The sequence below is a fragment of the Arthrobacter sp. zg-Y916 genome, assembly GCF_020907385.1.
Classification (GTDB): Bacteria; Actinomycetota; Actinomycetes; order Actinomycetales; family Micrococcaceae; genus Arthrobacter_B; species Arthrobacter_B caoxuetaonis.
Window position 1 is genome coordinate 90,207 of record NZ_JAJJOD010000005.1, and the last position, 20,809, is coordinate 111,015.

Sequence of the window (20,809 nt, forward strand, 5' to 3'; positions counted from 1 at the left end):
GTGCCCGAGTCACCGGTGCAGCCGGGACCCGGTTCGTGACATGATCGACTGTTGTGAATAAGCGCCCTTCGCCCCTGAACACCGCCGCAGCGCGCCCCTCCCGGGCTGCCGCAGCTGCCGGTGTTCTCCGGCGTACCGTGCTGCTTGCCCTTCTGGCCTGCGTCGTTGCTAGTTTCGGGCTCACGGCAGGGACCCGTGCCGAAGCTGACCGGCCGCGCACCTTTTCAGAGCAGGCCCTCAATGAGGCGTTCGCCACTGCACGGGTTTTGGCCGCGGATGCCACCGGTTTGGCGGTGCCCGCGCCGGCAGCCGCAGAGATGAAGCTGCAGGCCCAGACACTGACGGAGCAGGCGCTGCTCCTGTCCGGCCCCGGTGGAACCGCACGTCAGGCCGGCGCCCCCGCCGACGCAGGGAGCTCCGGCGAATCGCCCGTCACGTATGTGCAGGCACTGCAGGCAGCGGCGAGGACCAACCTGGAAGCGGCGGGACGGGCCGACTACGGAACCGCCCGGCTCCTGGCCTCCGTTGGCGCCGGACAATTGCTGCTGGCCCAGCGGGCAGCAGACGTCCTGGGCGAAAACAGCGAACCGCTGCAGGAATCCGGCTGGACGCCGGTCCTCGAGGAGAGTGCTGCGCGGTGCACCAACAGCGACGCTGCTTCCGACCGCACCCAGCTGCGTGACCGTCCCGGGGCAGCTGAGTCACTCCGTGCAGTGCTGGACGCCGAGTTCGGCGCCGTTTATGCCTACGAAGTGGCGCAGGCCCAGGGCGGGAGGTCGATCGCCGTGCTGGGACAAACCGCCGCCGAACACCGTGCCGCCCATCTCAAGGCGGGCGAGGATGGCGTACGGCACCTTTCTTCGCTTTGCCTCCCGGCAGTCAGCCCGCTGCCTGCCTACTCACTCACTGCGGATTTTTTCGCCGACCCGGCCGGAAGCCTGTCCGCGATGGAAGCGGCACTGCCCGGCATCTACGCTGACCTTGCCGGCTCCAGCGACGGCGCCCTGCGGTCCTGGGCCATCGACAGACTGGTGCAGACCTCCCTGGCTGCGTACTCCGATTCGCGCCTTCCTCCCGCTTCACCGGGGATCACGGCCGACCCGGCCAGCCTGCCCTGGGCAGCCGGCTGACCGTCCGGCTCCCGGCACCTGCACACCCGTGTACTGGCCGCACGGGGCTGCTGCCCCTACTCTTGTTTGATGGCCGCGGCTGATGCGGCCCTTGTTTTCTTTCCCCATCCCCCATCCCCCATCCCCCATCCGGGAGGCATCATGGCAGCCGCCGTCACCGTACCCGAGGCGCTGCGCCTGCGCTATGTGCGGACACGGCAGGGCAGGGAATGGCTTGATGGGCTTCCGGAACTCGTGGAAACCGCGTTGGTGGACTTTGGCATGGTCACCGACCCCGGCGCAGCTTCACACAGCTGGCACGGACACGGTGCGCTGGTGGTTCCGGTGCGCTCCGCCGCCGGAGGGACCCCGGCCGTACTGAAGTTCCCGTACCCGCACCCGGAGTCCGCAACGGAAGCGGCTGCCCTGCAGCTGTGGAACGGTACCGGCGCTGTCCGGCTGCTTGCCCAGGATCCAGCAGGCACGGCACTGTTGCTCGAGCGGCTGGATCCCGGAACCACCCTGGCGGGGGTACCCGTGCAGCAGGCCGCGGAGGTATGGGGCGGACTGATCCGTATGTTATCCCTGCCCTCCGGCGATGACCCGCTGTGGGCAGCCGTTCCGTCCGTCGCTGAACACGCGGAACAGCTTTCCGATCAGCTGCCGGCGGATTGGGAGGCACTGGGCCGGCCGTTTGAACGCTGGCTGCTGGAGGAGGCGCTCCAGGTCTGCCAGACCCGCGGCGTCGTCGGCCGCCGCTGGAACCGGGACGTCCTGGTGCACGCTGACCTGCACTGCGAAAACGTCCTGCATCGGCTCGCGCCCCACAGCGGCTGGGCGGCGATCGATCCCCAGGCAGTCCTCGGGGAACCCGAGTACGCCGTCGCACCCATGCTGTGGAACCGGCTCCAGGACCTGGACCCGGAGGCGCCGGAACAGTCACTGCAGGACCGGCTCAGCCTTCTTTGCGACGCGGGCGGCCTTGATCCGGACGCTGCCAGGGAATGGAGCATCCTCCGAGAAGTCGTCAACGCGGTGGATTACGTGGGCGAGGGGCAGCATGGGGATGCGCAGCGCTCGGTGTGGGTGGCCTCCGCGCTTGCGGGGCGCAGCCACCCGGGGCTCCCGCCCGTCTGGGATCTTCCCGCGGCCTGATGCAGCGGGCCTAGCCGCTGAAGTTCTCCATCCAGACGTCCGTTCCCAGTTTGATGATCAGCGCGCCGACCACCACCAGGAACACGATCCGGATGAACTTGCTGCCTTGCTTCACGGCCATGCGGGCGCCGATATAGCCGCCGGTCATGTTGGCCAGTCCCAGGATCAACCCCAGGCCCCACAGCAGGGAACCGTGCGGCAGGAAGAACGCCAGGGCGCCAATGTTGGTGGCCATGTTCACGATCTTGGCCTTCGCGCTGGCAGCCAGGAAGTTGTACCCGAGGAGGGTCACCATCGCGATGATGAGGAAGGATCCCGTGCCGGGTCCGATCAGCCCGTCATAGAACCCGATCACCGCGCCGATAGCCCCTGCGGTCCAGTAATGCCGGTTCCCGCTATGCCGGAGCTTGGTCAGCTCCCCCACCGTGGGCTTGGTGGCGGTGAAAACGGCAACCATGATCAGGGCCACCACAATGATGGGTTTGAACACCGACGCCGGCAGTGACGCCGCGAGGACGGCTCCGCCAAAGCTGGCCGCCAGAGCGACTCCGGCCATGGGCAGGGCCGTCTTCAGGTCCGGATGGGCGCGGCGGTAGTACGTCACGGCGCTGGTGGTGGTTCCGAAGACGGAACCCATCTTGTTGGTCGCCAGCGCCTCGACCGGGGTGATTCCGGGCACGAGGAGAAGCGCGGGCAGCTGGAGCAGGCCGCCGCCGCCCACAACGGCGTCGACCCACCCGGCTGCAAGGCCCGCCACCACTACCAGAAGAATGGTGGCGAGCGTTATCTCCTCAAGCCCGGAGACCACTTAGGTGCTCAGGACCGGGCAGCGCGGAGCACGTACTCCACGGCTTCGGCAACGGGGACGTTCTCTGCCTCGCCGGTGGCGCGGTCCTTGATCTCCACGACGCCGTCGGCCAGTCCGCGGCCAACCACCAGGATGGTCGGAACGCCGATCAGCTCCGCATCGCCGAACTTCACGCCCGGGGAAACCTTGGGACGGTCATCGTAGATGACCTCCAGGCCGGCTGCTTCGAGCTCTTCGGACAGCTTTGCTGCAGCCTCGAAAATCTCGTCGCCGCGGCCGGTTGCCACTACATGGACGTCTGCCGGTGCGACGGCGCGCGGCCAGATGATGCCCTTGTCGTCGCGGTTGGACTCGGCCAGTGCTGCAACGGCTCGGGTGACTCCCACGCCGTAGGAACCCATGGTCACGGTGGCGAGCTTGCCGTTCTTGTCCAGGACCTTCAGGCCCAGGGCTTCGGCGTACTTGCGGCCCAGCTGGAAGATGTGGCCCATCTCGATGCCGCGGGCGGCTTCAAGGGGTCCGGAACCGTCCGGAGCTTCGTCGCCTTCGCGGACCTCGACGGCCTCAATGACGCCGTCCCAGGTGAAGTCCCGTCCGGCGACCAGGCCGATCACGTGCTTTCCGGCCGCGTTGGCGCCGGTGACCCAGCGGGTTCCGGAAACCACGCGCGGGTCCACGAGGTACAGCAGGCCGGTGGCCGATTCGGTGCCCAGCACGGCTTCTTCCAGGGACAGCCCCGGGCCGATGTAGCCCTTGACCAGTCCCGGGTTCTTCTTCAGGTCGTCTTCGGTGGCAGCTTCGATGCCCAGCTCGCCGCCGATCTCAAGGTGCGCGCCGATGTTGGCTTCGATCCGCTTGAGGTCCACGGCACGGTCGCCCGGAACACCGACGACGACGATCTGCCGCTCTCCGGTGGGCAGGCTCACAGCAAGCACCACGTTCTTCAGCGTGTCAGCCGCCGTCCACTCGCCGTCGTCCTTCGGGAAGCGGGCGTTGACGTCCGCCACCAGCGTCTCGATGGTGGGGGTGTCCGGGGTGTCCACTACCTGCGCGGCGGGCGCGTCCGTGTAGTCAACCGGTTCCGGTGCCACGGTGGTGACCGCTTCGACGTTGGCTGCGTAACCGCCGGCCGAGCGGACGTAGGTGTCCTCGCCTACCGGCGTCGGGTGCAGGAATTCCTCGCTCTTGGACCCGCCCATGGCACCGGAGACAGCGGAGACCACAACGACGTCGAGTCCCAGGCGCTCGAAGATGCGCAGGTAGGCGCCGCGGTGCGCCTGGTAGCTGGCTTCCAGGCCTTCGTCATCGATATCGAAGGAGTACGAGTCCTTCATGATGAACTCGCGGCCGCGGAGCAGGCCGGCCCGCGGACGGGCTTCGTCGCGGTACTTGTTCTGGATCTGGAACAGGGAGACGGGCAGGTCCTTGTAGGAGCTGTACAGGTCCTTGACCAGGAGGGTGAACATCTCCTCGTGGGTCGGTGCCAGCAGGTAGTCCGCACCCTTGCGGTCCTGGAGGCGGAAGAGGTTGTCGCCGTACTCGGTCCACCGGTTGGAGGCCTCATAGGGTTCACGCGGCAGCAGCGCCGGGAAGTGGACTTCCTGGGCTCCGATGGCGGCCATTTCCTCGCGGATAATGGTCTCCACCTTGCCCAGCACCCGCAGGCCCAGCGGCAGCCACGAATAGATGCCGGGAGCGGCACGGCGGATGTAGCCGGCGCGGACGAGCAGGCGGTGGCTGGCGACGTCGGCGTCGGCCGGGTCTTCGCGCAGGGTGCGCAGGAAAAGGGTGGAAAGTCGAAGGACCACGCGTCGAATCCGTTTCTGCAGCCGCAGGCTGCACGCTAAGGAAGAAGTTCTACGTACTAATCTAGCCGCTTGCTCCGGGTCTCCCTGACACGCGCGCAGTGTGGCGGGGGCGCCCTAGCGGAGGATCAGGCCCAGGTTTTCGAGCACGGCGTCGATCACGGCTGCTGCTTCCTGCACTGCGGCCCGGGGATCGGCAGGCGCGGGCATCGACACGACAATCCGAACGCTGCCGGTCCGCGCGCTGACCACCACCAGCTGGGTCTGGCTGCCGGCGCCGCTGACGGTGGTGTTCAGGGCAAGGGTCTGCTCCGCGGCCGTGGAGGCGTCCAGCTGCGTGTTGGTGATGGTGACCTGCTGGCCGTCCTTTGACATCTTCACTTCGGCGCAGCCGGTCAGGACGGCCTCGTCGATGTACTCCAGCCTGTCCAGAAGGGAATCATCAGCGTAGGCGGCGACGTTGAGCACCGTCGGCGCTTCGCCTGCGGTGCCGTAGGCCAGGCCTGCCAGGGAGGCGTCCTGGACTGCTGCGACGGAGTCGGTGCCTGCGATCCCGGCACAGGCGGCCGGGTCAAAGGTCACACCCTCCGCGGCCTGTGAGCCGGCGGGAAACGCTGCCCGCAGGGACTCCCCGGTGAGGACCTCGCCGCCGAGTCCCAGGTTCGCGTTCACCGACGCAACGGCGGCTTCCAGGCGGTTCGGGGAAAAGTCCGGTTCCCGGCTGGCGGTTCCGGCAGCGGGTCCGGTCCTGGTACCCGTGGAGCTGCGCGGAGTCCCGGCATCCGGACTGGCCGGGACCGTTCCACGCTGGCTGCCGGAAGAAACCGTCCCGGCAGGCGAGGGGTCCTGCTCCCCCGGGCCGGACGTGCCGGTGCAGCCGGTGAGCAGCTGGCTGCCGGCCAGCAGGCTCCCGGCCAGCAGGCAGGCAGCGGCACGAAGCGGTGTCATGGTTGTTCCACCCTACGGTCCGGCTACCGGCAGCGTAAGGACGGGCCACCCGGTACGGCTGCACTCAGAACAGGATGGTGGCGAACGTACCCACCTGCTTGAAGCCCACGCTTTCGTACGTGGCCCGGGCGGGGGCGTTGTAATGGTTCACGTACAGGCTGGTGACCGGCGCAAGTTCCTGTGCGTACCGGACGACGGCGGACATGTAGCCCGCGCTCAGGCCCTGCCCGCGGTAGGCCGGGTTCATCCAGACGCCCTGCACCTGGACGGCGCTGCTGGAGACCGTTCCGAGTTCTGCCTTGAAGATCACGTCGCCTGACGGGTCGAACTCCACCAGCGAGTGTCCTTTTTGGATAAGTGAAAGCACACGTTGCCGGTAGTGGCGGCTGCCTCCGGCTACCGGGGAATAGCCCACTTCCTCCTCGAACATCGCGGTGCAGGCCGGAAGCAGCCGGTCCAGGTCCGAGGGGCGTGCCTTGCGCAGCCCGGGGGCCGGCGGAACATCGGAGGCAGCGGAGATTTCCAGCAGCGGCTGGTCGGCGCGGACATCGAAGGGCCGCGGGGAGGTGTGCCGCAGCTCGGACCAGAGGGACAGCACGGCTTCAGCGGGGCCGAAGAGGGAAGAAAACCTGCGCCCGGTGCGGGCGAGGTAGGCGCCGATCTCGGGGCCGACGTCGGCACTCACGCCCGTGGGGACCACGTTGACGCCGGCCCAGCACGCAGCAACCAGCTCGCCGCCATCGAACACTCCCAGGATCTGGCCGCCCGAGGCGGTGGGCGCGGCCGTGCCGGCGGTCTCCAGATGGGAGAGCAGGAACGTGTTCGCCACGGCATCTGCTGCGGCGAGTTCGGTCAGGGCCGCGGTGTCCGCGGCAGAGAGGATCCGCAGCGTGCCCGTCTGGTGCCCGCTGCGGATCTCAGAGCCGGCCTTAGCCGACGGTAACCATGGGGCCACCCGTGCCAGCATCCTCGCCATCGGCCTCCCCCATATCCTCCGCGATCCTCATCGCTTCTTCGATAAGGGTTTCCACAATCTGGTCTTCGGGAACGGTCTTGATGACTTCGCCCTTGACGAAAATCTGACCCTTGCCGTTACCGGAGGCTACACCCAGATCAGCTTCGCGCGCTTCCCCCGGCCCGTTGACGACACAGCCCATGACGGCGACGCGCAGCGGGACCTCCATGCCTTCGAGTCCGGCGGTGACCTGTTCGGCCAGCGTGTAGACGTCCACCTGGGCACGGCCGCAGGAGGGGCAGGACACGATTTCGAGTTTGCGCGGACGCAGGTTCAGGGACTGCAGGATCTGGTTGCCGACCTTGATTTCCTCCACCGGAGGGGCGGAGAGGGACACGCGGATGGTGTCGCCGATGCCCTTGGAGAGCAGTGCGCCAAAGGCGGTGGCGGACTTGATCGTTCCCTGGAAGGCGGGCCCGGCTTCGGTCACGCCCAGGTGCAGGGGCCAGTCGCCGCGCTCGGCCAGCAGCTCATACGCGCGGACCATGACCACCGGGTCGTTGTGCTTGACGGAAATCTTGAAGTCGTGGAAGTCGTGCTCTTCGAAGAGCGAGGCTTCCCACACGGCGGATTCCACCAGGGCTTCCGGAGTGGCCTTGCCGTACTTCGCCATCAGGCGGGGATCCAGGGAACCGGCATTGACGCCGATCCGGATCGAGACGCCTGCGGCCTTGGCCTCGTTGGCGATCTGCTTGACCTGGTCATCGAACTTCCGGATGTTGCCCGGGTTCACGCGGACCGCGGCACAGCCGGCCTCGATCGCCGCATAAACATACTTGGGCTGGAAGTGGATATCGGCGATGACCGGGATCTGCGACTTCTTGGCAATGATCGGCAGGGCGGCAGCGTCGTCGGCGCTGGGGCAGGCAACCCGCACGATATCGCAGCCCGACGCCGTCAGCTCAGCGATCTGCTGCAGCGTCGCATTGATGTCGGTGGTCGGAGTCGTGGTCATCGACTGGACACTGACCGGAAAGTCCGACCCGACGCCGACGGAGCCCACCTTGATCTGGCGGGTCTTGCGCCTCGGAGCGAGGACGGGCGGCGGTGCTGCTGGCATTCCAAGGTTGACCGAGGTCAAAGCTTCCTCCATGTGCCCAAGGGGCAAGTATTAGTCTGTGAACGGCGCGCAGGGGCGCCTTCCCTATTATCCACCTGCCCGCGCACGGTGCGCGGGCAGCGGAGCGAATATCACTCTGGGCTTAGGACGCCAGGTGCGAGAAAGCGCCGGTAACGGGCTGCCATTCGGTGGTCTTCAGCCCCGAGATGCCCCCGCCGGCTGCCAGGGGATCCTGCTTCAGCAGGTTGTTCAGGTCTTCTTCGCTCTCCGCCGTGAAGATCAGCAGGGCGCCGGCGCCGTCGGCAAACGGTCCGCTGGCCAGGACCCTGCCTTCTTCCACGAGGGCTGCAAGCCACTCGCGGTGGGCCGGACGGTGCTGCGCGCGCAGCTCTGCGGACTCGGCGTCGTACACGTACTCAACGGCAAAAATACTCATGAATTCCACCCTAAGGGATTCAGCCCTGCAGCAGTGCCACGCGGACTGCTGCGGCAACCCCCACGGCCCACAGCATGGACGTGAGCGTGCCGATGATGAAGCGTTCGGCCGCGGCCGGTGTTTCCTTCAGCTCGGCGTACCGGCCCAGGCCTTTGACGGCCACGACGTACGCGATGGCGACCGGTTCGTCAGCGAGGACGGCAGCGGCGACGGCAAGCCGTTCCAGGAAACCGATCACCAGCCCGCCCCGCAGGATCACCGGCCCCGCGGGCATGGGCGGCCGGGGCGGAAGGGGCGGCAGCGGATGCACGGCGGCTCCTGCTGGGTCCCGGACCTGGTCAGCAGCGGGGTCGCTGGACGGATCCAGGCCGGGGCGCCCCGCTTCGACGGCCCGCGCCAGTTTCAGGACACCCGAGGTGAGGGGCCATCCCCCGGCGGCGGCGGCCGCCAGTCCGAGCACGATCCACAAGACGTCCATTCCGTTCCTCCCCCTTTGGTACCCCGGGTCAGCTTTGGTTTCCGCCGGCAGCCCGGTCGGCGCGCTCCAGGAGCACCGCTGCGGCGGGACGGGCGGCCCACTCTTCCTGCCAGCCGGAACGCCGGACGGCATTGCTGACGGCCTGGGGACTGACCCCGAGCATACGTGCTGCTTCTGTCTTGGCTCCCCATTTATGCGGTTCGACGTGTTCCAGGATGCGCCACTCGGCCGGACTCCGGCCGCAGACCAGCCGGGCAATCAGGACCAGGACCGCTTCAGCCTGCGCCACTGCGGCAAGGGTTTCCGGGGCCGCGCCGGGCCCCGTGCCCGCCGATGCGACGGCCAGGGGCGGACGGTCGCCGGTCTTTTTGGCACGTTCGACGGCGTCACGCGCGGCGACGAAGGCATCTCCCCCGGCTTCCCGGGATGACGCGGGCAGCGGAAGGCTGACCTCGCCCACACCGATCCCGACGGACCATCCGCCCTGGCGAAGGGCCAGCAGGGCGGCATCCACCACAGTGCCGGCCGATGAGGTGACGCCCTGCACCTCATCCCCCACGGTGCGTTCAAACGGGAGATCCAGATCCAGCGTTCCGAGGAGGTCCAGCAGTTCCGGCACCCGGTCGGCACTGTTCCTGCTGTCTTTTTGGTCGATCGTCATGACGAACATATCGAAACCATATTCGTTTGCAAGTCATATTGCAATCAAAATACGTTTCAATTTAACTTGAAACCCCGAGCTAGAAGAGACTAACCGGCTTCACGATGTCAGCGTAAATGAGCAGGGCACCCATCCCCATGAGCAGCACCGCCACCGCGTAGGTCACCGGGAGCAGCTTGGCCATGTCGAACGGCCCCGGATCGGGACGCTTGAAGAGTTTGGCGAAACCGCGCCGCAGCGACTCCCAGAGCGCCCCGGCAACGTGCCCGCCGTCCAACGGCAGCAGCGGAATCAGGTTGAACACGAACAGCGCCAGGTTCACGCTGCCCACCAGCCCGATCAGTGTGGCCACACGGTTCTGCACCGGTGCTTCCTCCATGGAGGAAATCTCTCCGGCGATCCGGCCGACGCCCACAACGCTCATGGGTCCGTTGGGATCGCGTTCCTCCGTGGAGAAAGCAGCTTGGGCCACATCGGCAAGCCGCTGTGGAAGATTGATGACAACGCCGGCAATGCTCTGCAGGTTCTCCCCCACCATGGGCAGCACCTCGGTGGCCGGCTGACGGACCAGGGCCGTCTGGGATCCGACGCCTATGAAGCCGACCTCCTGCGTGACCGGATTGCCGCCGTCGTCCAGCACGGGCGTGCCGTCTTCCTCCGTGACGGGACGTTCGGTCAGCAGGGGCGTGATGCCGGCCTCCGCCTGCACTCCGTCCCGCTCGTAGGTGACAGTGACGCTGCGGCCCGCAGCCTCACGGATCAGTTCGGAGAGTTCGGCCCAGCTGGCAACTGGCTTGCCGTCAAAAGCGGTAATGGTGTCCCCGGGCAGCAGCCCGGCTTCGTGCGCCGGAGCGGCCGGGTCGGTGCCGGTGCACTCTGACTGCCCCGCGGCTGCCTGGCTGCCGGTCACCACGCATTCACTGACCGATGCCAGCGTGGTGGTGCTTTGCGAGGTGCCGAAGCCCATGAGCAGCACGGCAAAAAGGACGACGCCGATGAGCAGGTTCATAAACGGCCCGCCGAGCATGATGATGATCCGCTTCCAGACGGGCAGTTTGTAGAACACCCGGTTCTCGTCCCCGGGTTCCAGGCGGTCGGTTTCCGCCTGCCGGGCATCCACGGCGAGCTGCTGGAACATGCCGGTGCTGGAGCGGCGGACATCGCCGTCGGCCGTTTCCTTGTTCGGCGGGAACATGCCGACCATGGAGACATAGCCGCCCAGCGGGAGTGCCTTGAAGCCGTATTCCGTTTCACCCCGCTTGCGGGAGAACACCGTGGGGCCGAAACCGATCATGTACTGCGTGACGCGGACCTTGAAGGCCTTGGCCGGAACCAGGTGCCCAACCTCGTGCAGCGCAATCGACACGGCGATGCCGACGGCCACGAACAGCACGCCCAGGACAAAGAGTAAAACGCTCAACGGACTTCCTTTGGATCAGGGCGGACTACGCTGGCCGGCCGCAGCGGGCACGGGCAGCGGAGCGGGCCCATTGTTCTGCTGCCAGCACGGACTCCAGCGTGAGTATCCCGGTCTCCGTGTGCTCTGCCAGCACGGCGGCGATCGTATCAACAATGTCTGGGAATCCGATGAGACCGTCGTGGAAGGCATCCACGGCTTCCTCATTGGCAGCGTTGTAGACGGCCATTCCGGTCCCTCCGGAGGCCGCTGCTTCCTTGGCCAGCCGTACGGCAGGAAAGGCTTCCTCATCCAGCGGTTCAAATGTCCACTGCGCCGCACGGCTCCAGTCACACGGCGCTGCGGCTCCGCGGACGCGGTGCGGCCAGCCCATGCCCAGGGCAATCGGCAGGCGCATGTCAGGCGGGGATGCCTGGGCGATCGTGGAGCCGTCAATGAACTGGACCATGGAGTGGACGATCGACTGCGGATGCACGACGACGTCGATCCGTTCCAGCGGCACATCGAAGAGCAGGTGGGCTTCGATGACTTCCAGGGCCTTGTTCACCATGGTGGCGGAATTGGTAGTCACCATCCGGCCCATCTTCCACGTCGGGTGGGCCAGCGCCTGCTCCGGTGTCACGTCCGCAAGCTCCGCCCGCTTCCGCCCGCGGAAGGGCCCGCCCGACGCGGTGACGACCAGCCGGTCGACTTCGTCGGGGGTGCCGGACCTCAGCGCCTGGGCCAGGGCCGAGTGCTCCGAATCCACCGGCACCAGCTGCCCGGGCCGTGCGGCCTGCTTCACCAGTGCTCCCCCGACGATCAGGGATTCCTTGTTCGCCAGCGCCAGCAGGTGCCCTGCTGCCAGCGCGGCAAGGGTTGGTTCAAGGCCGATCGAGCCGGTCATGCCGTTCAGGACGACGTCGGCTTCCGGCCAGGCGGCGATGGCCGTCGCGGCACTGGAACCGACAAAAAGCTCCGGCTCGTAACCGGTGACGGACGCAGCCCCGCACGCCCGCGCTATGGCTGTTTCCAGGGTCCGCAGGTCCACGGCGGCGCAGCCCACGGCAGCAGCCCGCGTCTGGACCGCCTGTTCGGCCAGCAGTTCCAGGTTGCTGCCGCCTGCGGCGAGGGCCACGATCTCGAAGCGTTCCGGCGCGGCGTTCGCCACGTCGATTGCCTGCGTTCCGATGGAACCGGTGGAGCCCAGGAGAATTACCCGGCGCGGCGCATGCTCGGCGGTCAGGGGCACGGAGGCATCAGGTAGCTGCATGGTTCCCAGTATCCCGTACCCGGCCCGCCCTGCACGCCGCACACGGCCTACAAAGCAACAGGCAGCGCCGCAACGGCCTCCGGAATCGTCTCCGTCCCGGTGACCAGGCCCAGGACCTGCCCGCCGCCGCGGCCGCTGGTGACGAGTTCAGCCAGCACCGCGGCGACGTCCTGGCGCGGAATCGTGTTCGGGGCGACATCCCGGCCCAGCTCCACCAGCCCCACCGGATCCCCGTTGGTCAATGTCCCGGGCTTCACGATTGTCCAGTCCAGGCTTTCCCGTGACCGCAGGTCCTCTTCCGCCGCGAGTTTCGCTGTGAGATAGGCATACATGGCATCGGACGTCCCTTCCGGGCGCCCTTCCCGGACGGTCTCCGTTCCGGCTGAGGAAATCTGGATCAGGCGCTGCACTCCGGCCTGCTCAGCGGCTTCGGCCAGGAGGACGGCCCCGGCACGGTCCACCGCGTCCTTGCGTTCAATGCTGCTGCCCGGGCCGGCTCCGGCGGCGAAGACTGCAACGTCGGCTCCGCTCAAGACCAGGGTCAGGTCTTCCAAGGTGCTGTTTTCCAAGTCCAGGACGACGGGCGCCACGAGATCGCGTTCCAGGTCCCCCGACTGGTCAGGATCACGGATCAGGCGCGCTACGTCGTTGCCGGCGGCCCCCAGGAGGCGGCCGGTTTCGCGTGCAATCTGCCCGTGGGCTCCAGCTATGACTATGCGCATAACCCCAGTATCGGCGGGCGCCGCACAGATTTCCCCGGTTCGGCGAAAGTTCTTCCAGCTTTCCGGGAACCTGCTGCGGTACCGGGGATCAGGCCAGGATGCCGGCCCGGCGCAGGGTCTGTTCTGCCTGGCGCAGCAGCGGTCCGTCGATCATCTCGCCGCGGAAACTGAAGACGCCGCCCCGGCCCTTGGCTGCGGCCAGCACTTCCCTGGCATAGTCCTTTTCCGCTTCGGAGGGGGCGTACGCGGCGCGCACGGACCCCACCTGCCCCGGATGGATGCAGGCCTTGGCAGCGAACCCGGACGCGGCGCCGTCGCGCGCTTCCTCTTCCAGTCCAGCGGTATCCGCAATGTTCCCGTAGATCGAATCGATCGCACCTTTGCCGAAGGCTCCGGCGGCCAGCAGGACGGCGGATCGCGCGGCGACAGCGACGCTGCGGTAACTGCCGTCGGCCCTGCGGCTGGATTCGCCGCCGAGGGACGCCAGCAGGTCCTCGGCTCCCCACATCAGCGCCGCCACGTTTTCGGCCTGGGCGATCTCCGGGGCCCGGACGACTCCCAGGGCTGTCTCCAGCAGGGCTACGACCTGGTATTTGCGCAGGGCATGCGCAATGGCCTTGGGGTCCTCGGCCTTGGCCGCCATGACGTACCGGTAGCCGGTGACGGCGAGCGCTTCGAGGTCGGCACGGAAGGACGGGCTGCCCACGGGGTTTACGCGCACGATGGTCCGCTCCGGATCCAGCACGGATGCAGCCAGGTTCTTCCGGGCCTGCTCCTTGTCCTCGAACGCTACTGCGTCCTCCAGGTCCAGGATCACGGCATCGGCACGTTCGGCTGCTTTGGCGAAACGGTCTGCGCGGTCCGCCGGGCAGAACAACAGGGCAGGGCCCATGGGGAAGGCGGTCATGTCGGGGTGCTCCTTACGTGGTGTCCAGCGGCTTTACCAACCTACCGTGCCGGAGGCTGCCGGTCAGCGGGGAGCCGCACCCTTGGCCCGGTCAGCCGCGTATCCGTCCCCGGTCCACATCAGCGCGGTCCGGGTGAACGTGGCCACCACGGTGCCGTCCTGATTGCGGCCGGTGTGTTCCAGCGTGACGATTCCCTGCCCGGGCCGGGACCCGGAAAGGCGCTTGTCCGCTACCCGGGTCTGCGAGTACAGGGTGTCGCCGTGGAAGAGCGGATGGGGAAAGGCGACGTCGGTCAGGCCCAGCTGGGCAACGAGGGTTCCCTGCGTGACCTGGCCAACGGATTGTCCGACCATCACGGCCAGCGTCAGCATTGAATTCACGAGCCGCTGGCCGAATGGCTGTTCCGCGCTGAAGGCGGCGTCCAGATGGAGCGCCTGCGGGTTCATGGTCAAGGTGCTGAACAGCACGTTGTCCGCCTCCGTCAGGGTCCGCCCCGGCCGGTGGTCGTAGACCGTCCCGGGTTCCAGCTCCTCGAAAAACAGACCGCGCTGCACGACGACGCGGGCAGTCCCGGCGTCTGTTCCGCCCGGGCTGCCGGCATCAGACACCAAGGGCCACCTCCAGCGGGGCGCCGGTGGCTGCGACAACCTCGTCCACGCTGACTCCCGGGGCGGTCTCACGCAGCACCAGGGACTCCTGGCCCACTTCGATCACGGCCAGGTCGGTGACAATCAGGTTTACGCAGCCCCGGCCGGTGAGCGGCAGGGAGCACTCCTGGACGATCTTGGGGGCACCGTTGCGGTCCACGTGCTCCATCATGACGATCACCCGCTTGGCGCCGAAGACCAGGTCCATGGCGCCGCCCATGCCTTTGACCATCTTGCCGGGAATCATCCAGTTCGCCAGGTCACCGTTGGCGGCAACTTCCATTGCTCCGAGCACGGCAACGTCCACGTGCCCGCCGCGGATCATGCCGAATGAAGCCGCCGAGTCGAAGTAGGCCGCCCCGCGGTTTACCGTCACGGTTTCCTTGCCGGCGTTGATCAGGTCCGGATCCAGTGCGTCTTCTTCGGGATAGGGCCCCACGCCGAGAATTCCATTTTCAGAGTGCAGCACCACTTCCACTCCGTCGGGGATGAAGTTGGGAATCAGGGTGGGCATGCCGATGCCCAGGTTCACGTACTGCCCGTTTTCGAGCTCCTGCGCCACCCGGGCCGCGAGTTCACTGCGTGTCAGAGCCATTACTTCTCCTCCCCTGCCGCTGCGGTTCCCGGTGCTTTCGCTGCGGCCACCGTGCGCTTCTCGATTCGTTTTTCGCCCGGACCGGCCAGCACGACGCGCTGGACGAAGATGCCCGGCACATGGACCTCGGCAGGGTCGATCTGCCCGGGTTCCACCAGTTCCTCCACTTCGGCGATGGTGATCTTTCCGGCCATCGCGCAGAGCGGGTTGAAGTTCATGGCGGAGGCGTGGAAGACCAGGTTGCCGTGGCGGTCGCCCTTCCAGGCGTGCACGAGCGCAAAGTCGGGGGTCAGGGATTCTTCCAGGACGTAGTCCCGGCCGCCGAAGCTGCGGACTTCCTTCGCCTCCGATGCCTGCGCCACGCCGCCCTCGGCGTCGTACTTCTGCGGCAGGCCGCCGTCGCTGACCTGGGTTCCGACGCCGGCGGAGGTGTAGAAGGCGGGAATGCCGGCGCCTCCGGCGCGCAGCTTCTCGGCCAGGGTGCCCTGCGGGGTGAGGACCACCTCGAGTTCACCGGCGAGGAACTGGCGGGCGAACTCCTTGTTCTCCCCCACATAGGAACTCACCGTGCGGCGGATCCGGTGGTCGGCAAGGAGCAGTCCCAGCCCCCAATCGTCCACGCCGCAGTTGTTGGAGACTGTTTCCAGGTCTTCAGCGCCCTGGGCATGCAGCGCGGCGATCAGGGCTGCGGGAATGCCGCAGAGACCGAACCCGCCCACGGCCAGGGAAGCACCGCTGGGGATGTCTGCCACGGCTTCCGCCGCCGTGGCTACTGTCTTGTCAATCATGGAGCCGTCCGTTCGTTAATCGCCGTTGACCAACCGGTAACGCGCTCAAAGCCCCAGTTCGCGGGCAATAAGCATGAGCTGAACCTCGGAGGTACCTTCACCGATCTCGAGGATCTTCGAGTCACGGTAGTGCCGTGCCACCGGGAACTCGTTGATGAAACCGTAGCCGCCAAAGACCTGGGTCGCATCCCTGGCGTTGTCCATGGCTGCCTCCCCGGCCACGAGTTTGGCCATGGCGGCCTGGGTCTTGAACGGCTTGCCCGCGAGCATCCGCGCTGCGGCGTCGTAATAGGCCAGCCGGGCGGTGTGCGCCCGGGTCTGCATGCGGGCGATCTTGAAGGCAATCGACTGGTTGCTGCCAATGCTGGTGCCGAACGCCTGCCGCTCGGAGGCGTAGCGCAGCGCCTCGTCCACGCAGCCCTGTGCCGCGCCGGTAGCCAGGGCAGCGATCGCGATCCGCCCCTCGTCCAGAATTTGCAGGAAGTTGGCGAAACCGCGGCCTTCGGAGCCCAGCAGGTTCTCCTGGGGCACCCGGACGTTGTCCAGGGTCAGCGGATGGGTGTCGGAGGCGTTCCAGCCCACCTTGTTGTAGGCCTTTTCTACGGTGAACCCGGGGGTGCCGGAAGGAACCATGATGGTGGAGATGTGCTTGCGCACCGAGCCGTCGGGGTTCTCCGAGATACCGGTGACGGCGGTGACGGTGACCAGGGAGGTAATGTCGGTGCCGGAGTTGGTGATGAACTCCTTGCTGCCGTTGATGACCCACTCCCCGCCGTCGAGCTGCGCCGTGGTCCTGGTGCCTCCGGCGTCCGATCCCGCCTCTCGTTCGGTCAGCCCAAAACCTGCGAGCGCGGAGCCCTCGGCCAGGGCCGGCAGCCACCGCTGCTTCTGCTCCTCGGTGCCGAAACGGTAGATCGGCATTGCTCCCAGCGAGACGCCGGCCTCCAGCGTGATGGCCACGGACTGGTCCACGCGGGCCAGCTGCTCCAGGGCCAGCGCCAGGGCGAAGTAGTCGCCGCCCATGCCGCCGTATTCCTCCGGGAACGGCAGCCCAAAGAGGCCCATCTCGCCCATCTGCGCGACGACCTTGTACGGGAAGCTGTGCTCCTCGTCGTGCCGGGCAGAGACGGGGGCGACGACTTCGTCGGCGAACTCGCGCACGGTATCGGAGAGCACCTGGTGCTCTTCACTCAGTTCAAATCCGGGCATGGCCTGCTCCTTCGGTTGGCGGTGCGGGGGTGGCTGGATCGCTGCCGTCTTGGGCTGCCTCAGCCGGCGTGACGGACGCCAGGACCTGGCCGGCCTTCACGAGGTCTCCGGTGCGCAGCGAGATTGACACTCTTCCCGCGAGGGGTGCGGTGAGCTGGTGTTCCATTTTCATGGCTTCGACGCTGAGCAGCACCTGTCCGGCGTCTACGGCATCTCCGTCCTGGACCGCAACGGTGACGACGGTTCCCGGCATCGGCGAGCGGAGGACCGGATCCGCGGCACCCTCGACCCGTCCGGAAGCAGCCAGCCGGGCGCGCAGGCGCTGTTTCCGGTCAGGCAGGCCCAGGACTGCGGTGTATCCCCCGCGGGAGGTCCACAGCTCGGCACCGGTTTCCGGGCTTCCCGGCGTGTGGGCAAAGCGCAGGGAATGCACGACGCCGTCCAGCGCCAGCCGCGCCTGTCCTGCCCCGGCGCCCGGTTCACTCTCCAGCGACGCGGTGCGTGGTGCCCCGCCGTCGATCCGTACCCGGGCGGCCTGGGGCGTACCGGTGATTTCCACGGTGTGTGCGGTCCCGCCGGCAGTGACGGCGACGCTCAGCGGACGGGTCCCGCCAAGCCGCCAGCCGTCGGCCCGGTACCAGGGCGAACCGTGCCAGGGCGAACCGTCCGACGGAGAGGGCTGCCCCTTTTCCTGCAGCGCTGCCAGCCGCAGGAGCCCGGCTGCGGCGAGTTCAACGTCGTCCGCGCTCCGGAACCGCAGTCCGGGCAGGCGCCGCTCGATCAGCGTGGTGTCCAGTTCCCCGGCCTGCACGTCGTCATCGGCGAGCAGCAGGCGGAGGTATTCGATGTTGGTTCCGATACCCAGGATCGCCGTGTCCGCGAGCGCTGCATCCAGCCGCGCCAGCGCACTCTGCCGGTCGGGCCCCCACGCGATGACCTTGGCCAGCATCGGGTCATAGCTGGAGGAGACACGCTGGCCCTGCACCAGCCCGGAATCGGTGCGGATCCCCTCCCCCTGGACTTCCGCCAAGAGCTCCACGGTTCCGGCGGTGGGAAGGAAGCCTTGGGCCGGGTCTTCGGCGTACACCCGCGCTTCCACGGCGTGGCCGGTCAGCTGCACGTCCTGCTGGGAGAGATCCAGGACCTCCCCGGCGGCAATCCGCACCTGCCATTCGACCAGGTCGATCCCGGTCACCATTTCCGTGACCGGATGCTCCACCTGCAGCCGCGTGTTCATTTCCATGAAGAAGAACTCATCCGGTGCCTGGCCGGAGACCAGGAACTCCACTGTTCCGGCACCGGTGTAGTCCACCGACCGTGCCGCCTCGCAGGCCGCTTCGCCGATCCGTTCCCGGGTGGCGGTGTCCAGCAGGACCGAGGGCGCCTCTTCAATGACCTTCTGGTGCCGGCGCTGCAGCGAGCACTCGCGCTCACCCAGATGAATGACGTTCCCGTGTATATCGGCCAGGACCTGGACCTCGATGTGGCGCGGCGCCATGATCAGCCGTTCCAGGAACAGCGTGTCATCCCCGAAGGCCGACTCCGCCACCCGCCGGGCGGAGGCAAGGGCGGCGGGCAGTTCACCGGGCTGGGCCACGGCCTGCATGCCTTTTCCGCCGCCGCCTGCCGAGGGTTTGATCAGCAGCGGATAGCCGACGGAGTCTGCGGCGGCCATCAGTTCGGCGTCGCTGAGCCCGGGTTCCGCGATGCCCGGAATCACCGGAACCCCGTAGCCGGAGACATGGTTCTTGGACCGGATCTTGTCCCCCATCAGCTCCAGGGCCTTGACCCCGGGGCCGATGAAGGCGATTCCGTTGTCCTGCAGCAGGCGGGCGAAGGAGGCGTTCTCGCTCAGGAAGCCGTAGCCGGGGTGGACGGCTCCGGCCCCGCTGGCCAGGCACGCTGCGAGCACTGCTTCGGCGTCCAGGTAGCTGTGCCGCGGATCCGCGGGACCCAGCCGGATGGCGCAGTGGGCTTCGCGCACGTGCCGGGCGCCGGCGTCGTCGTCGCTGTACACCGCGACGGTGCGAAGGCCCATGCGCTTAAGTGTTCGGATCACGCGGCAGGCGATTTCGCCGCGGTTGGCAACTAATACGGTGTCAAAGGTCATGTCGTCACATCCGGAAAAGGCCGAAGGAGGTTTCGGGCAGCGGAGCGTTGGCGCACACGTCCAGCGCCATGCCCAGGACCCTGCGGGTGTCGCGGGGGTCGATGATGCCGTCATCCCACAGGCGGGCGGTGGAATAGTAGGGGCTGCCCTGTGCCTCGTAGTCCTGGCGGATCGGTTCCCGGAAGGCTTCCTCTTCCTCGGAGCTCCATTCCTCCCCGCGGCCCTCCAGCCCGTCACGGCGGACGGTGGCCAGCACCGACGCCGCCTGGTTCCCGCCCATCACGGAGATCCGGGCTGCCGGCCACATCCAGAGGAATCTCGGCGAATAGGCGCGGCCGCACATGGAGTAGTTGCCGGCGCCAAAGGAGCCGCCCACTACCACCGTCAGTTTCGGAACCCGTGCCGTGGCGACGGCGGTGACCATCTTGGCTCCGTGCTTCGCGATTCCGCCGGCCTCATAGTCACGGCCGACCATAAAGCCGGAGATGTTCTGCAGGAAGACCAGCGGTATGCCGCGCTGGTCGCACAGTTCGATGAAGTGGGCGCCTTTCTGCGCCGATTCGCTGAACAGCACGCCGTTGTTGGCAATGATCCCGACCCGGTGCCCGTGCAGGCGGGCGAATCCGGTGACCAGGGTGGTGCCGTACTCCTTCTTGAACTCGTGGAAGGAACTGCCGTCAGTGATGCGGGCGATGATCTCGCGGACGTCGTAGGGGGTCTGCAGGTCCGTGGGAACGGCTCCGTAGAGTTCCTCAGGATCGACGGCCGGCTCGACGGCGGGGGCGGGTGTCCACGCCGGGACCGGGTCCGGAAACGTCTCGGCAATGTCGCGGACGATTTCCAGTGCGTGCTCGTCGTTCTCGGCCAGGTGGTCGGTGACTCCGGAGGTGCGCGAGTGCAGTTCCCCGCCGCCCAGTTCCTCGGCGGTCACCACTTCACCGATCGCGGCTTTCACCAGCGGCGGCCCGCCGAGGAAGATCGTGCCCTGGTTGCGCACGATCACCGTCTCATCGCTCATGGCCGGCACGTAGGCCCCGCCCGCGGTACAGGAGCCCAGGACAGCGGCGATCTGCGGGATCTTGGCCGCTGACATCTTCGCCTGGTTGAAGAAGATCCGCCCAAAGTGCTCACGGTCCGGGAAAACCTCATCCTGCATGGGCAGGAACGCGCCGCCGGAATCCACCAGGTAAATGCAGGGCAACCGGTTCTCCAGGGCGATCTCCTGTGCCCGGAGGTGCTTCTTCACGGTCAGGGGGTAATAGGTGCCGCCCTTGACCGTCGCATCGTTGGAGAGCACCATCACCTGCCGCCCGTGGACCAGGCCGATGCCCGCGATCACCCCGGCTGCAGGGCATTCGTCCCCGTACATCCCGGTGGCAGCGAGCGGAGCGATCTCCAGGAAGGGGCTGCCATCGTCCAGAAGCTTCTCAACCCGTTCGCGCGGAAGCAGCTTGCCGCGGGCCGTGTGGCGTTCACGGGAGCGTTCCGGTCCGCCCTGTGCTGCCTGGGCCAGGCGCTTGTGCAGCTCTTCGGCGAGGAGGCGCTGGGCGGACTCGTTGGCGGCGTAGGCCGCTGACGCGGTGTCCAGTCCGGTGGTAAGGGTCTCCATCGACTTCCTTAGATTGGGGTGGAAGGGGACCTGCGCCGAGACCGGCGCCGGTTAATGTCCGCTAACCCGAATCAGGT

At 67.3% G+C, this 20,809-nt stretch carries 20 protein-coding genes; 2 read left to right on the forward strand and 18 right to left on the reverse strand.

The features are described 5' to 3' along the window. Positions 1-53 precede the first annotated feature (53 nt). Together LOC59_RS09955 and LOC59_RS09960 are read left to right on the forward strand one after the other, a co-directional pair. Positions 54-1,130 (forward strand): DUF4439 domain-containing protein, encoded by a 1,077-nt coding sequence (locus tag LOC59_RS09955; RefSeq protein ID WP_227917356.1) that lies wholly within the window; start codon positions 54-56, stop codon positions 1,128-1,130. Between the two features lie 141 nt (positions 1,131-1,271). Continuing rightward, positions 1,272-2,264, forward strand: coding sequence for an aminoglycoside phosphotransferase family protein (locus LOC59_RS09960; protein ID WP_229971736.1), 993 nt, complete (start codon positions 1,272-1,274; stop codon positions 2,262-2,264). 10 nt (positions 2,265-2,274) lie between these two features. On the opposite strand, the gene LOC59_RS09965 is transcribed toward LOC59_RS09960, so the two are convergent. The 18 genes from LOC59_RS09965 to LOC59_RS10050 all read right to left on the reverse strand — a co-directional run bounded on the left by LOC59_RS09965 (position 2,275) and on the right by LOC59_RS10050 (position 20,732). After that, positions 2,275-3,072 (reverse strand): sulfite exporter TauE/SafE family protein, encoded by a 798-nt coding sequence (locus tag LOC59_RS09965; protein ID WP_227894827.1) that lies wholly within the window; start codon positions 3,070-3,072, stop codon positions 2,275-2,277. Positions 3,073-3,080: 8 nt separating this feature from the next. Beyond that, positions 3,081-4,880 (reverse strand): proline--tRNA ligase, encoded by a 1,800-nt coding sequence (locus LOC59_RS09970; protein ID WP_227917354.1) that lies wholly within the window; start codon positions 4,878-4,880, stop codon positions 3,081-3,083. Positions 4,881-4,994: 114 nt separating this feature from the next. Further along, complete coding sequence (locus LOC59_RS09975) at positions 4,995-5,825, reverse strand: hypothetical protein (protein WP_229971738.1); 831 nt, start codon at positions 5,823-5,825, stop codon at positions 4,995-4,997. A gap of 64 nt (positions 5,826-5,889) precedes the next feature. Then, on the reverse strand, positions 5,890-6,780 hold the full coding sequence (locus tag LOC59_RS09980; RefSeq protein ID WP_423721361.1) for a GNAT family N-acetyltransferase: 891 nt from the start codon (positions 6,778-6,780) through the stop codon (positions 5,890-5,892). Further along, positions 6,755-7,921 carry a flavodoxin-dependent (E)-4-hydroxy-3-methylbut-2-enyl-diphosphate synthase gene (gene ispG, locus LOC59_RS09985; protein ID WP_227894830.1) on the reverse strand — a complete coding sequence of 389 codons (1,167 nt, stop codon included), beginning with the start codon at positions 7,919-7,921 and terminating at the stop codon, positions 6,755-6,757. The genes LOC59_RS09980 and ispG overlap by 26 nt, the downstream gene beginning before the upstream one ends. Positions 7,922-8,042: 121 nt before the next feature. Further along, positions 8,043-8,336: a YciI family protein gene (locus LOC59_RS09990; protein ID WP_227894831.1), complete on the reverse strand. Its 294-nt coding sequence runs from the start codon at positions 8,334-8,336 to the stop codon at positions 8,043-8,045. A 19-nt stretch (positions 8,337-8,355) separates the two neighbouring features. Further along, positions 8,356-8,814 carry a hypothetical protein gene (locus tag LOC59_RS09995; RefSeq protein WP_227894832.1) on the reverse strand — a complete coding sequence of 153 codons (459 nt, stop codon included), beginning with the start codon at positions 8,812-8,814 and terminating at the stop codon, positions 8,356-8,358. 28 nt (positions 8,815-8,842) lie between these two features. Next, the gene (locus LOC59_RS10000) at positions 8,843-9,484 is read right to left on the reverse strand and encodes a MarR family transcriptional regulator (RefSeq protein ID WP_229971740.1); all 642 of its coding nucleotides are present in this window, start codon (positions 9,482-9,484) and stop codon (positions 8,843-8,845) included. Positions 9,485-9,554: 70 nt separating this feature from the next. Next, positions 9,555-10,895 carry a M50 family metallopeptidase gene (locus tag LOC59_RS10005; RefSeq protein WP_229971742.1) on the reverse strand — a complete coding sequence of 447 codons (1,341 nt, stop codon included), beginning with the start codon at positions 10,893-10,895 and terminating at the stop codon, positions 9,555-9,557. 25 nt (positions 10,896-10,920) lie between these two features. Next, positions 10,921-12,144: a 1-deoxy-D-xylulose-5-phosphate reductoisomerase gene (gene dxr, locus LOC59_RS10010; RefSeq protein ID WP_229971744.1), complete on the reverse strand. Its 1,224-nt coding sequence runs from the start codon at positions 12,142-12,144 to the stop codon at positions 10,921-10,923. Positions 12,145-12,191: 47 nt separating this feature from the next. Further along, positions 12,192-12,866, reverse strand: coding sequence for an NAD(P)H-binding protein (locus LOC59_RS10015; protein WP_229971745.1), 675 nt, complete (start codon positions 12,864-12,866; stop codon positions 12,192-12,194). Positions 12,867-12,954: 88 nt separating this feature from the next. After that, the gene (locus LOC59_RS10020) at positions 12,955-13,773 is read right to left on the reverse strand and encodes an HpcH/HpaI aldolase/citrate lyase family protein (RefSeq protein WP_229971748.1); all 819 of its coding nucleotides are present in this window, start codon (positions 13,771-13,773) and stop codon (positions 12,955-12,957) included. A 63-nt stretch (positions 13,774-13,836) separates the two neighbouring features. Continuing rightward, positions 13,837-14,382, reverse strand: a complete 546-nt coding sequence (locus LOC59_RS10025; RefSeq protein ID WP_227894838.1) for a MaoC family dehydratase — start codon at positions 14,380-14,382, stop codon at positions 13,837-13,839. After that, positions 14,375-15,016 (reverse strand): CoA transferase subunit B, encoded by a 642-nt coding sequence (locus tag LOC59_RS10030; RefSeq protein ID WP_227895324.1) that lies wholly within the window; start codon positions 15,014-15,016, stop codon positions 14,375-14,377. The genes LOC59_RS10025 and LOC59_RS10030 overlap by 8 nt, the downstream gene beginning before the upstream one ends. After that, the gene (locus tag LOC59_RS10035; RefSeq protein WP_227917349.1) at positions 15,016-15,804 is read right to left on the reverse strand and encodes a CoA transferase subunit A; all 789 of its coding nucleotides are present in this window, start codon (positions 15,802-15,804) and stop codon (positions 15,016-15,018) included. Before LOC59_RS10035 ends, LOC59_RS10030 begins: the two co-directional genes overlap by 1 nt. Positions 15,805-15,849: 45 nt before the next feature. Further along, positions 15,850-17,013 (reverse strand): acyl-CoA dehydrogenase family protein, encoded by a 1,164-nt coding sequence (locus tag LOC59_RS10040; RefSeq protein ID WP_227917348.1) that lies wholly within the window; start codon positions 17,011-17,013, stop codon positions 15,850-15,852. Continuing rightward, a complete protein-coding gene (locus LOC59_RS10045; RefSeq protein ID WP_229971750.1) occupies positions 17,000-19,123 on the reverse strand; it encodes an acetyl/propionyl/methylcrotonyl-CoA carboxylase subunit alpha in 2,124 nt (707 codons plus the stop codon). The genes LOC59_RS10040 and LOC59_RS10045 overlap by 14 nt, the downstream gene beginning before the upstream one ends. Before the next feature lie 4 nt (positions 19,124-19,127). Continuing rightward, positions 19,128-20,732, reverse strand: coding sequence for a carboxyl transferase domain-containing protein (locus tag LOC59_RS10050; protein ID WP_229971759.1), 1,605 nt, complete (start codon positions 20,730-20,732; stop codon positions 19,128-19,130). Between the last annotated feature and the right edge of the window lie 77 nt (positions 20,733-20,809).